The 12,243-nt window shown below is 62.1% G+C and carries 11 protein-coding genes; all 11 read left to right on the forward strand.

Annotated features, from left to right (window positions below; all coding sequences use genetic code 11):
- Positions 1-374: 374 nt before the first annotated feature.
- The 11 genes from arnC (at position 375) to BB029_RS26975 (ending at position 12,242) form a co-directional block, all read left to right on the forward strand.
- On the forward strand, positions 375-1,412 hold the full coding sequence (gene arnC / locus BB029_RS26930; RefSeq protein ID WP_065941521.1) for an undecaprenyl-phosphate 4-deoxy-4-formamido-L-arabinose transferase: 1,038 nt from the start codon (positions 375-377) through the stop codon (positions 1,410-1,412).
- On the forward strand, positions 1,409-3,400 hold the full coding sequence (arnA, locus tag BB029_RS26935) for a bifunctional UDP-4-amino-4-deoxy-L-arabinose formyltransferase/UDP-glucuronic acid oxidase ArnA (protein WP_065941522.1): 1,992 nt from the start codon (positions 1,409-1,411) through the stop codon (positions 3,398-3,400). The genes arnC and arnA overlap by 4 nt, the downstream gene beginning before the upstream one ends.
- Complete coding sequence (arnD, locus tag BB029_RS26940) at positions 3,400-4,284, forward strand: 4-deoxy-4-formamido-L-arabinose-phosphoundecaprenol deformylase (RefSeq protein WP_027605859.1); 885 nt, start codon at positions 3,400-3,402, stop codon at positions 4,282-4,284. The genes arnA and arnD overlap by 1 nt, the downstream gene beginning before the upstream one ends.
- Positions 4,281-5,936 carry a lipid IV(A) 4-amino-4-deoxy-L-arabinosyltransferase gene (gene arnT, locus BB029_RS26945; protein ID WP_065941523.1) on the forward strand — a complete coding sequence of 552 codons (1,656 nt, stop codon included), beginning with the start codon at positions 4,281-4,283 and terminating at the stop codon, positions 5,934-5,936. Before arnD ends, arnT begins: the two co-directional genes overlap by 4 nt.
- Positions 5,933-6,280, forward strand: a complete 348-nt coding sequence (gene arnE / locus BB029_RS26950; protein ID WP_065941524.1) for a 4-amino-4-deoxy-L-arabinose-phosphoundecaprenol flippase subunit ArnE — start codon at positions 5,933-5,935, stop codon at positions 6,278-6,280. The genes arnT and arnE overlap by 4 nt, the downstream gene beginning before the upstream one ends.
- Positions 6,277-6,690: a 4-amino-4-deoxy-L-arabinose-phosphoundecaprenol flippase subunit ArnF gene (gene arnF / locus BB029_RS26955; RefSeq protein WP_065927529.1), complete on the forward strand. Its 414-nt coding sequence runs from the start codon at positions 6,277-6,279 to the stop codon at positions 6,688-6,690. Before arnE ends, arnF begins: the two co-directional genes overlap by 4 nt.
- Positions 6,687-8,066, forward strand: coding sequence for a UDP-glucose/GDP-mannose dehydrogenase family protein (locus tag BB029_RS26960; protein WP_065941525.1), 1,380 nt, complete (start codon positions 6,687-6,689; stop codon positions 8,064-8,066). Before arnF ends, BB029_RS26960 begins: the two co-directional genes overlap by 4 nt.
- Before the next feature lie 3 nt (positions 8,067-8,069).
- Positions 8,070-9,692 (forward strand): glycosyltransferase family 39 protein, encoded by a 1,623-nt coding sequence (locus BB029_RS26965; RefSeq protein ID WP_065941526.1) that lies wholly within the window; start codon positions 8,070-8,072, stop codon positions 9,690-9,692.
- Positions 9,693-9,867: 175 nt separating this feature from the next.
- A complete protein-coding gene (locus tag BB029_RS34380; RefSeq protein WP_371914642.1) occupies positions 9,868-10,119 on the forward strand; it encodes a hypothetical protein in 252 nt (83 codons plus the stop codon).
- Positions 10,120-10,286: 167 nt separating this feature from the next.
- Positions 10,287-10,997 carry an HPP family protein gene (locus BB029_RS26970; protein ID WP_065941527.1) on the forward strand — a complete coding sequence of 237 codons (711 nt, stop codon included), beginning with the start codon at positions 10,287-10,289 and terminating at the stop codon, positions 10,995-10,997.
- 141 nt (positions 10,998-11,138) lie between these two features.
- Positions 11,139-12,242, forward strand: coding sequence for an enoyl-CoA hydratase/isomerase family protein (locus BB029_RS26975; RefSeq protein WP_065941528.1), 1,104 nt, complete (start codon positions 11,139-11,141; stop codon positions 12,240-12,242).
- The last annotated feature ends 1 nt before the right edge of the window (position 12,243 follow it).

Here is a 12,243-nt window from a genome sequence, read left to right on the forward strand (position 1 = left end):
ACTTGAGGCGCATTGCAGAGAAGATTCTTCAATTAGGACCAAGGGCCGGCCTTACTCCCAGGGATTGACGCACCCCGCTTGCTGACAACGCCTGTTTCGCCAGTCAGCACTGCTCGGCCATGTCTTAATTACGTAGCTGAACCCTAGCTGTCTACCTGTCAAATAAACGAGTTTTTCATCTGCCTTTCATATCTGTTCAACATTTTTGCGCTTAATCTTGAACGTGAAACTTCAGAGCAAATCCCATAACACCAGCTAACCTGTTGATTACGCTTCACCTTTAGCGCCGCTTTTTACCTGCGAGCCCTACGCTTGCCCAATGAATACTGCTGTTTTCACGCTCCAAGTTGCTCCAGCCCCGAGGTCATGAATCTTTGAAACCCTACCCTATTCATTGCGTGTCGATCGTTATCCCGGTCTACAACGAACAAGAAAGCCTGCCTGAACTGCTGCGTCGTACCACTGCCGCCTGCAGGCAACTGGCCTACGAATACGAAATCATCCTGGTGGATGACGGTAGCCGCGACAACTCCGCCCAATTGCTCGAAGACGCCGCCGCGCAAGACGGCAGCAACGTGGTGGCGGTGATCCTCAATCGCAACTACGGGCAGCACGCGGCGATCATGGCCGGTTTCGAGCAGTGCCGGGGCGACGTGGTGATTACCCTCGACGCCGACCTGCAGAACCCTCCCGAAGAAATCCCGCGTCTGGTGGAACAAGCCGCCCTGGGCTACGACGTGGTCGCCACGGTGCGCAACAATCGCCAGGACTCGGCCTTTCGCCGCTGGCCTTCGCGGCTGATCAACCTCGCCGTGCAACGCTCCACCGGCGTGGCCATGAGCGACTACGGCTGCATGCTGCGCGCTTACCGGCGCACCATCGTCGACGCCATGCTCGCCTGCCGCGAGCGCAGCACCTTCATCCCGATCCTGGCCAACGGCTTTGCCCGTCACACCACCGAGATCCTGGTGCACCATGCCGAGCGTGAACACGGCGAATCCAAATACAGCGCCATGCGCCTGATCAGCCTGATGTTCGACCTGCTGACCTGCATGACCACCACGCCGCTGCGCTTGCTGTCCATCGTCGGTTTCAGCCTGGCGGCGCTGGGCGTGTTCTTCGCCTTTGCGTTGATCGTGATGCGCCTGGCCTTCGGCGCCGACTGGGCCGGTGATGGTCTGTTCGTACTGTTCGCGGTGCTGTTCGTGTTCACCGGCGGCCAGTTCATCGGCATGGGCCTGCTGGGTGAATACCTGGGCCGCATGTACAGCGATGTGCGCGCCCGCCCCCGCTTCTTTATTGAAAAAGTGCTGCGCAACCAACCGGCAGCACCGGCACCCGTGGTCGTCGTCGACGGCCTGGTGTCTTCCCATTCCACCACTACTTTTCCTTCCGATCAGGTTTCGTCATGAATTCAAAAGCCGTTGTCTTCGCTTACCACGATATTGGCTGTGCGGGCATTGAAGCCCTGCTGACTGCCGGCTACGACATTGCCGCCGTGTTCACCCATGCCGACGACCCCAAGGAAAACAATTTCTACGGCTCCGTCGCCCAACTCTGCGCGCGCAACGGCATCCCGGTACACGCGCCGGAAGACGCCAACCACCCGCTGTGGATCGAGCGCATCGCCAAGTTGAATCCGGACTACATTTTTTCTTTCTACTACCGCAATCTGCTGAGCGAGCCGCTGTTGGCCACCGCCAGCAAAGGCGCGTTCAACCTGCACGGCTCGTTGCTGCCTAAATACCGTGGCCGCGCACCGGCCAACTGGGTGCTGGTCAACGGCGAAACCGAAACCGGCGTGACCCTGCACCGCATGGTCAAGCGCGCCGATGCCGGGGCGATCCTGGCCCAGCAAAAAGTCATGATCGAGCGCACCGACACCGGCCTGACCCTGCACGCCAAGCTGCGTGATGCGGCCACCAGCCTGCTGCGCGACGCCCTGCCGCAACTGGCTGCGGGCAAGCTGAGCGAGACGGCCCAGGACGAAAGCCAGGCCACCTACTTTGGTCGCCGCACGGCAGCCGACGGCAAGCTGGAGTGGAAAAAAACCGCTGAAGAACTGTTCAACCTGGTGCGCGCGGTGACTCAACCGTACCCAGGCGCGTTCTGCGCTGTCGGCGAGCACAAGCTCATCGTCTGGCACGCCGAAGTGGTCAAGGGCAATGAAGGCCTGGCGCCAGGCCGTGTGATCAGCGTCAACCCGCTGCGCATCGCCTGCGGCGAAGACTCCCTGGTGGTCAAGTTCGGCCAGCGCAACGACAACGGCCTGTACCTGGCCGGCCCGTCACTGGCCAACGAACTGGGCCTGGTCGACGGCTCCGTACTGCGCGGTGCCGAGTCCGGCCGCAAGCCGCGCCGGACCCGCGTGCTGATTCTGGGTGTGAACGGCTTTATCGGTAACCACCTGTCCGAGCGCCTGCTGCGTGACGACCGTTATGAAGTCTACGGCCTGGACATCGGCTCCGACGCCATCGAGCGCCTGCGCAGCCACCCGAACTTCCATTACGTCGAAGGCGACATCAGCATCCACACCGAGTGGATCGAGTACCACATCAAGAAGTGCGACGTGGTTCTGCCGCTGGTGGCCATCGCCACACCGATCGAATACACCCGCAACCCGCTGCGCGTGTTCGAGCTGGACTTCGAAGAAAACCTCAAGCTGGTGCGCTACTGCGTCAAGTACAACAAGCGCGTGATTTTCCCGTCGACCTCCGAAGTCTATGGCATGTGCCAGGACCAGTACTTCGACGAAGACACCTCCAACCTGGTGGTCGGCCCGGTCAACAAGCAGCGCTGGATCTACTCGGTCTCCAAGCAACTGCTGGACCGCGTGATCTGGGCCTACGGCGCCAAGGGCCTGAACTTCACCCTGTTCCGTCCGTTCAACTGGATGGGCCCGCGCCTGGACCGCCTGGATTCGGCGCGTATCGGCAGCTCCCGGGCGATCACCCAGCTGATCCTGAACCTGGTGGAAGGTACGCCGATCCGCCTGTTCGACGGTGGCGAGCAGAAGCGTTGCTTCACTGACATCGCCGACGGTATCGAAGCCCTGGCGCGCATCATCGATAACGACAACGATGCCTGCAACGGCCAGATCATCAACATCGGCAACCCGGAAAACGAAGCCAGCATCCGCCAGTTGGGCGAAGAGCTGTTGCGTCAGTTCGAGGCGCACCCGCTGCGCGGCAACTTCCCACCGTTCGCCGGTTTCCGCGACGTCGAGAGCAAGGCGTTCTACGGCACCGGTTACCAGGACGTGGCACACCGCAAGCCAAGCATCGAAAACGCCAAGCGCCTGCTGAACTGGGAGCCGACCGTGGAAATGAGCGAAACCATCGGCAACACGCTGGACTTCTTCCTGCGTGAAGCCATGCTCGAAATCGCGGACAAAAAGTAATGAAGGCAGGCTTGCGCATCGACGTCGATACCTACCGCGGCACCCGCGAAGGCGTGCCACGGTTGCTCGAATCCCTGGATGAGGCCGGGGTCAAGGCGACGTTCTTCTTCAGTGTCGGGCCGGACAACATGGGGCGCCACTTGTGGCGCCTGATCCGCCCGCAGTTCCTGTGGAAGATGCTGCGTTCCAACGCGGCCGGCCTGTACGGCTGGGACATCCTGCTGGCCGGCACCGCCTGGCCAGGCAAGCCGATCGGTCGTGACCTGGGGCACTTGATGCGCCAGGCCAAGGCGGCGGGGCATGAAGTCGGCCTGCACGCCTGGGATCACCACGGCTGGCAGGCCAACACCGGGCGTTGGAGCGATGCACAGCTGGTGGAGCAGATTCGACGCGGCGTGGAGACCTTGAGCGACATCCTCGGCGAGCGCATCGACTGTTCGGCGGCTGCTGGTTGGCGTGCCGATGAGCGGGTGGTGCAGGCCAAGCAAGGTTTCAACTTTCGCTACAACAGCGATTGCCGGGGTACCAGCCTGTTTCGGCCGACATTGGCCGATGGCAGCGCGGGTACGCCACAAATTCCGGTGGACCTGCCGACCTTCGACGAAGTCGTCGGGCCGGTGGTGGCCGCCAAAGACTTCAACGGCTTCATTCTTGACCGGTTTGCCGAGTCGAAGCTCAACGTCTACACGATCCACGCAGAAGTAGAAGGGATTCTGATGGCCAATGATTTTCGCCAGTTGCTCGCCCAGGCAGGGCAGCGCGGCATCGACTTCAACCCCCTGGGCGACTTGCTGCCTGCGGACCTGACCACCCTGCCCCGGCAACACCTGGTGCGCGGCGCCTTGAGCGGCCGTGAGGGTTGGCTCGGAGTGCAGCAGGCATGATCCGGCGTTGGGCCTTGCCCCTGCTCCTGCTGGCGTTCGGTGTGTTTTACCTGTTGCCGCTGACCACCCACGGCCTGTGGATTCCGGATGAAACCCGCTATGCACAGATCAGCCAGGAAATGCTGCTGACCGGCAAGTGGGCCTCGCCGCACTTCATGGGGATCCGCTATTTCGAAAAACCGGCTGCCGGTTACTGGATGATCGCGCTGGGCCAGGCGATCTTTGGGCAAAACCTGTTTGGCGTGCGCTTCGCCTCGGCGTTGAGCACCGGCTTGAGCATCCTGCTGGTTTACCTGGTGTCGCGCCGGTTGTGGAATGACCCGCAAAAAAGCCTGGTCAGCAGTGTGCTGTACATGAGTTTTGTCAGCGTGGCGGCACTGGGCGGCTATGCCAACCTCGATCCGCAGTTCACGTTCTGGGTCAACTTGACCGGCGTTGCCCTGTGGTTCTGCTTCGACAGCACCACCCGCAACGGCCGCCTGGGGGCCTGGGCGCTGCTCGGGTTCGCCTGTGGCATGGGCTTTATGACCAAGGGCTTCCTGGCGTGGCTGTTGCCGGTGTTGATCGCCCTGCCCTACGCGATCTGGCAGAAGCGCTTTCGCGAACTGCTCGGCTACGGCCTGGTCGCCGTGGTCGTGGCCATTGCGGTGAGCCTGCCGTGGGCCCTGGCCGTGCACCTGCAGGAGCCGGACTACTGGAACTTCTTCTTTTGGCACGAGCATATTCAGCGCTTTGCCGGCGAGGATGCCCAGCACGCCGAACCGTTCTGGTACTACCTGCCGCTGCTGATCGCCTTCTGCCTGCCGTGGGTGGCGCTGTTGCCGTCCACCCTGAAACAGGCGTGGCAGGAAAAACGCGCGGCGAAAACCGCCTTCCTGTTGTTGTGGCTGCTGATGCCCCTGGCGTTTTTCAGCCTGGCCAAGGGCAAGTTGCCCTCCTACATCATGCCGTGCCTGCTGCCGCTGGCGTTGCTGATGGGCCACACCTTGGCCGACAAACTGGCCCAGGCCCGTGGGCGCGTGTTGCGCATCAACGGCTGGCTGAACCTGGTGATTGGCGTTGTGGCGTTACTGGCCCTGACCTGGTTCCAACTGAAAAAACCGGTGTACGAGCACGGCAGTGAAACCCTCAGCCTGGTGCTGGTGTTTGTCTTCCTGTTCGGCTGGATCGTTGCCAACCTGTTGCAGGCCTCGCGCCCGCTGCGCTTGTGGGCAGCGCCGGTGATCGGCAGCTGGTTGCTGGTGGCGCTGGTCCCGGCCGCATTGCCCCATTCGGTGGTTTATAACAAGACCCCGGACCAGTTCATCATCGATCACCTCCAGGAGTTGAGCCAGACCAGCGCGTTGCTGAGCAACGACCTCGGCGCGGCCTCCGCCCTGGCGTGGCGCGTCAAGCGCCCGGACGTGACCCTCTATAACACCGTCGGCGAAGTGAAATATGGCTTGGCCTTCGACGATGCGGCCCATCACAAGGTCGACACCACACAGGTCCAGCAATGGATGAGCGACGCGCGCAAACACGGCGCGGTCGGTGTGGTGATGCGCGTCAAGGGCGACGACGAACTCGCCGAAGTGGACTTGCTGCCCAAGGACGGCAAGCGCTACGAGCAAGGCAATATCGTGATCCTGGTGTTTCCGCAGGTTGCGCCATGATCACACTGCTCCTGTTATTGGCGGCCTGCCTGCTGACATGCATGGGCCAGGTCTCGCAGAAATTCGCCGTGGAAGGCTGGCGCGACCAGCCCGACGGTTGGGCGCTGAAACTGCGCTCGCCGTGGTTGTGGTCGGCCCTGCTGTGCCTGGGTTTTGGTTTGCTGGTGTGGTTGCTGGTGCTGCAGCGCCTGGAAGTCGGCATCGCCTACCCGATGCTCAGTCTCAATTTTGTCCTGGTCACCCTGGTGGCACGCTGTGTATTCAAGGAGCCCATCGACACACGGCATTGGCTGGGTGTGGTGCTGGTGATTGCCGGTGTGGTGCTGCTGGGGCGCCAGGTATGAGCCGCGTGCGTGGGTTTGCCCTGGCCCTGGGCAGCGTTGGCCTGGTCAGCGCCGCCCAGTTGGGCATGCGCTGGAGCATGACGCGCCTGCCCTTGCCTACCGAATGGCTGACGGCGTTCAACAGCAACGCCATCGACTTCACCGCGTTGGGCGTAGTAAGCCTGGCGATCCTCGCCTACGCGCTGTCGATGCTCTGCTGGCTCGGCGCCCTCAAGCACCTGCCCCTGGGCCGCGCCTATTCGCTGCTGAGCATCAGCTATGCGCTGGTGTACCTGCTGGCCGCCAGCCTGCCGGTGTTCAACGAACATTTTTCTCTCTCGAAAACCCTGGGGGTGGCGCTTGTCATCCTTGGTGTGCTGGTTATTAACTCTCGCCGTGCTAGCGCTGCAAGCGCCAGGAATGCCCCATGAAAATCAGTGTATTTGGTAGTGGTTACGTCGGTCTGGTACAGGCCACCGTATTAGCCGAAGTCGGTCACGATGTCATCTGCATGGACGTCGATCAGAACAAGGTCAAGCTCCTGCAGCAAGGCCATGTGAGCATCTTCGAACCGGGGCTGGCGGCCATGGTCAAGGAAAACCTGGAGAGCGGGCGACTGCACTTCACCTTTGACGAAAAGCTTGCCGTCGAACACGGCGAAGTGCTGTTTATCGCGGTGGGGACGCCGTCGGATGAAGACGGCTCGGCCGACCTCAAGTACGTGCTGTCGGTGGGCGACGCGGTGGCCCGCCACCGTATCGACCCGGTGATCTTGGTGGAGAAATCCACCGTCCCGGTGGGCACCGGCGACACCCTGCGCGCCCATATCGAAAAAGCCCTGCACCTGGCCGGCCGACACCTGGAGTTCGATATCGTCTCCAACCCGGAATTCCTCAAGGAGGGCTCGGCCGTTTCCGACTGCCGCCGCCCGGACCGCATCATCATCGGCTGCGAGCGCGAAGAAGTGCGCGACGTGATGCGCGACCTGTACGCGCCGTTCAACCGCAACCATGACCGCATCATCTTCATGGACCTGCGCAGCGCCGAGCTGACCAAATACGCCGCCAACTGCATGCTGGCGACCAAGATCAGCTTCATCAACCAGATCGCCGAACTGGCCGAACACCTGGGCGCCGATATCGAAGCCGTGCGCCTGGGCATCGGTGCCGACTCGCGCATCGGCTACCACTTTATCTACCCCGGCTGCGGCTACGGCGGCTCGTGCTTCCCCAAGGACATGCGCGCCTTGATCCACAGCGCCAAGCAGGCCAACTGCTCCAGCGACCTGCTGGAAGCCGTGGAAGCCATCAACCAGCGCCAGAAGAGCAAGCTGTTCGAACGTATCAATGCGTTCTTCCAGGGCAACCTGCGCGGCAAGACCTTTGCCCTGTGGGGCCTGGCGTTCAAGCCCAACACCGACGACATGCGCGATGCACCCAGCCGCGTGCTGATGGAAGCGTTGTGGGCCGCCGGCGCCAATGTACGGGCGTTCGACCCGGAAGCCATGCAGGAAACCCAGCGCATCTACGCTGACGAGGAGCGGCTGATGCTGATGGGCACGCCGGAATCTACGTTGCTCGGCGCCGATGCGCTGATCGTCTGCACCGAATGGCAGCAGTTCAAGGCGCCCGACTTCGAGCTGATCCACCAGCGCCTGAAAACCCCGGTGATCTTCGACGGCCGCAACCTGTATGACGGTGAGCGCCTGGCGCGCAAAGGCTTCCAGTACTACCCGATCGGCCGTGGCGATTCCTGCCAGTTGCCGATCCCCCAGCAACAGTGGATGCCCCGGGTCGTGGAAGCCTGAGTCGTGAACAAAGCTCAACCGTCCCTGCTCAGCCCGACGATTCGTCGCCAATCCCTCGGCTTGGGATTGCTGGCGCTGTTGTTGTTCATCGCCGGCAGCTGGCACCAGGCGATTATCGGTTTCGACTCACGCTTCGTGGTGTTTGCCCAGGAGATGCTGCGCCATGGGCCGGGCTTTTTCCCCACCACCTACGGACAGCCGTATGCCGATTACCTGGCCACCTCGACGCTGATGACCTGGCTGTTGTCCCTGCCCCTGGGCCAGGTCACCAGCCTCACGGCCTGGCTGCCCACGTCGATTGCCTCGGCAGTGATCGTCATCCTGGTGTATCGCCTGACGGCGCCCTACTCCCAGCGTTGGGGCCTGCTGAGCATCGCACTGTTGTTGCTGAGCAGTACCTTCATCAGTGAAACCCGTGCGGTATCCCTCGACCAGATGCTCGCCGCCATCGCCCTGGCGGTGTTCTACCTCGGTTATGCCCATGACCATTTCGGTGCGGGCAGACGCCTGTACTGGCTGTACCTGCTGCTGATCCTCGGCTTTGCGATTCGCGGGCCGATCGGGCTGGTCATTCCCACGGGCGTGCTGTGCAGTTACTACCTGATCAACCGGCAATGGCGCCAACTGTTCAGTTTTGGCCTGCTGGCCCTGGCGCTGCTGGGGGCCTGTGTCGGCCTGCTGTTGCTGATGGCCAAGCTCAGTGGCGGCGAGAGCTTCATGCAGGATGTGATCCGCATGCAGTTCCTGGGGCGCATGGACGGCAGTGAAGGCTCCAGCGGCGCGTTGTATTACTTCACCAGCTCGCTGGGCAACTACGCCCTCGCCTATCCCGTGGCGCTGCTGGTGCTGCTGGCGGTTGCGGTCGGTGGGCGCCGCGTGCCGACGCCGGCGTTGCAACTGGTGCTGTATTGCGCCGCCGCAGGCTTGCTGGTGATGCTGGGCCTGTCGATTCCCCAGGCAAAGAAGGCCCGCTATGTGCTGCCGATGTTGCCCATGGCGGCGATCATTGCGGCGTACCCGTTCCAGGCCGCTGAGGGGCGGTTGTTTGCAGGGTTGCGTGGGCTGATGCTGGGTCTATGGACGCTGCTGCCAGGCCTGCTGATCGTCGGGCTGGTATTCGCGCGGCCACGCTATCCGCAGCAGTTGAGCGAGCTGGGGCCGGTGTTCGCCGTTCTCGGCGTGTTGCAAGCCTTGGCATTGCTGGCGTTGTTCAGGGCTCGCCTGCGGCCGCTGGGTCCGGCGCTTGCCGCCGTGCTTGCGGTGTGGGCAACCTATATTGCCGTGGTCGAACCGCTCGATCGCAGCGTCTACGACACCCGCACCTTTACCCTGCAAGTGCATGAGCAGGTCAAGCAACAGCGCGCCCCCGTGGTATTGCACGGCCTGGGCAAAGACGCCAAGGCGATCAAATACATGGTCAACCTCGACTGCGACCAGGTGCCGCTGTTTACCCAACAAGCCTCTGACCTGGCACCGCTGCAAGGGCCGGCGTGGCTGGTGATGAGCCAGGCGGATTTCGACGGTTTGCAGGACCCGCGCCTGCGTGCAATTAGTCCAACCCTGAGCGGTGAGTTCGACCGAAACCCCTATGTACTGCTGTACCTGGCCAAAGCCCCTCAGCCTTGAGTTGCGACGCAGAAAGATCCTACGCAGCTATGCGTAATGGCTGGTGTCATTTCCCTTTCCCGCGTCTGAAACCCAACTGTAAACTCGATGGCCACGCGCGGTAACTGTCTACCGCCACAGGCCATGGATAACAACAAGGACGCCAGGAGCCGCAGCCAGCACCGCGGCTTACTTCGTGAGAGGGCAAACCGTGCCGGATGACCGTTTACCGTATACCCCAGCTTCACTGACCCGTAATGAAATCCATATTGGCTACGTGCCCATTGCGCCGCTGGATCGGCTGATGTGGCTGCGCAATGCCCTGGTGGCCCTCAAAGGTCCACTGGCCGGGGAGCCAGGGTTGCAGGAAAACCTGCAAAAACATTTGTTCAATGAAGAGACCGATATTCGTGTGCTGGGCAAGCTCAATTCTCCCGTCATGCCCTGATAAACTCATTATTTTTGTATTTAACCCTCATTAATATGCATTGGCGGTGCCCTGGCAGGCACGGCACACTGCGCGGGTTCCTCCCCCAAATGCAGGAACTTTCAAAGGGCTTTTCCGGGCGACCAGACAAGCCTTTTTTTTGCCCGCCGTTTATGGATTTCCTTTCAATGCGCTCTCGCTGGTTTCCCGCTGCTATCAACACCCGCCCCACCGAATGGAGCCGTGCCGCGATTGGCATGGCCTTGGGTACATTCTTCAGTGTGTGGCTCTGCGCCCAGGTCTTTGGCATGGAGGTGGCGCTGCACCTGCTGGGCCCGCTGGGGGCTTCGGCGGTGTTGTTGTTTGCGGTCTCGTCCGGTGCGCTGGCACAACCCTGGTCGATCATCGGCAGCTACCTGTGCGCCGGTGTCGTGGCATTGCTGGTGGCCCGCGTCCTGGGGCGCACCCTGGGCGGTGCCTGCCTGGCGGCCGGCATGGCCGTGGTGCTGATGTGCTGGCTGCGGTGCCTGCACCCGCCCGCTGGTGGGCTGGCCATGAGCCTGGTCCTGGCCGACCCAGCCTCCGCCGCCCTGGGCTGGCACGAATTGGGGGCCGTATTACTCGGTGCCGGCGCCTTGCTGGCCTGCGCACTGGCCTACAATAATGCGACGCGAACGCGCTACCCCAAGGGAGCTGTCGACACGTCGACGTCTGTCCTGCCTGACCCCAGGGCCGCCCGAGACCCCGCTATTACGGCCGCCGACTTGAAGCTGGCGCTGGCGGACATGGAGCAATTCTACGACGTGGCCCCGACGGAGCTGGAACAATTGATCCAAGCTGCAGAAACCCACGCGCGGCGCCGCAGCATCGGTGAAGTACTGGCAACCCGCGTGACCTGAACCCGCGCCCGCCACCCTGCATAAATGCAAAAACGACCTGCATGATTCCGGGTTGTACTGTGCAAATTTGCACTGGTACGATCACGGGAGTGTTTGCGCACGACCATCTTGATAAAGAACAATAAAAGCAGGGAGTTACAGATGACTGCTCAGGTTTCAAGCGAAGCAAGCAGCGCCGACAGGCGTCAGGACGACGTACTGGCCGAAGTACGCAACCATATCGGTCACCTCACCCTCAATCGCCCCGCCGGCTTGAATGCCATCACCCTGGACATGGTCCGCAGCCTGTCGCAACAGCTGCAAGCCTGGTCAGACGACCCGCAGGTGCATGCCGTAGTCCTGCGCGGTGCGGGCGAAAAGGCATTTTGTGCCGGCGGCGATATCCGCTCCCTGTATGACAGTTTCAAACGCGGCGACACCCTGCATGAAGACTTCTTCGTCGAGGAGTACGCGCTGGACCTGGCCATCCACCATTACCGCAAGCCCGTACTGGCCCTGATGGACGGGTTTGTCCTGGGGGGCGGCATGGGCCTGGTGCAGGGTGCGGATTTGCGCGTCGTCACCGAGCGCAGCCGCCTGGCGATGCCGGAGGTGGCGATCGGTTACTTCCCGGACGTCGGTGGCAGCTACTTCCTGCCGCGCATTCCCGGCGAGCTGGGCATTTACCTCGGTGTGACCGGCGTGCAGGTTCGCGCGGCAGACGCCCTGTATTGCGGGTTGGCCAACTGGTACCTGGACAGCGCCAAGCTGGCCAGCCTCGACGAGAAACTCGACAGCCTGCAATGGCATGAGTCGCCCCTCAAAGACCTGCAAGGCGTGCTGGCCAAGCTGGCGGTGCAGCGCCTGCCCGACCCGCCGCTGGCCGCATTGCGCCCCGCTATCGACCACTTCTTCGGCCTGCCGGATATTCCGAGCATCGTCGAGCAACTCCAGGAAGTCACCGTCGCCGACAGCCATGAGTGGGCACTGAACACCGTCCACCTGATGCAAACCCGCTCGCCCCTGGCCATGGCCGTGACCCTGGAAATGCTGCGACGCGGCCGGCGCCTGCCGTTGGAACAGTGCTTTGCCCTGGAGCTGCACCTTGACCGCCAATGGTTCGAACGCGGCGACCTGATCGAAGGGGTCCGCGCGCTGATCATCGACAAGGACAAGAACCCTCGCTGGAACCCGCCGACGCTCCATGGACTGGACAAAAGCCATGTCGACAGCTTCTTCCATCACTTCGAGCAGGTTGTGAAATAAG

Origin of the sequence: Pseudomonas sp. S3E12 (genome assembly GCF_001702295.1) — a bacterium.
In the GTDB taxonomy this organism is placed as follows: domain Bacteria; phylum Pseudomonadota; class Gammaproteobacteria; order Pseudomonadales; family Pseudomonadaceae; genus Aquipseudomonas; species Aquipseudomonas marginalis.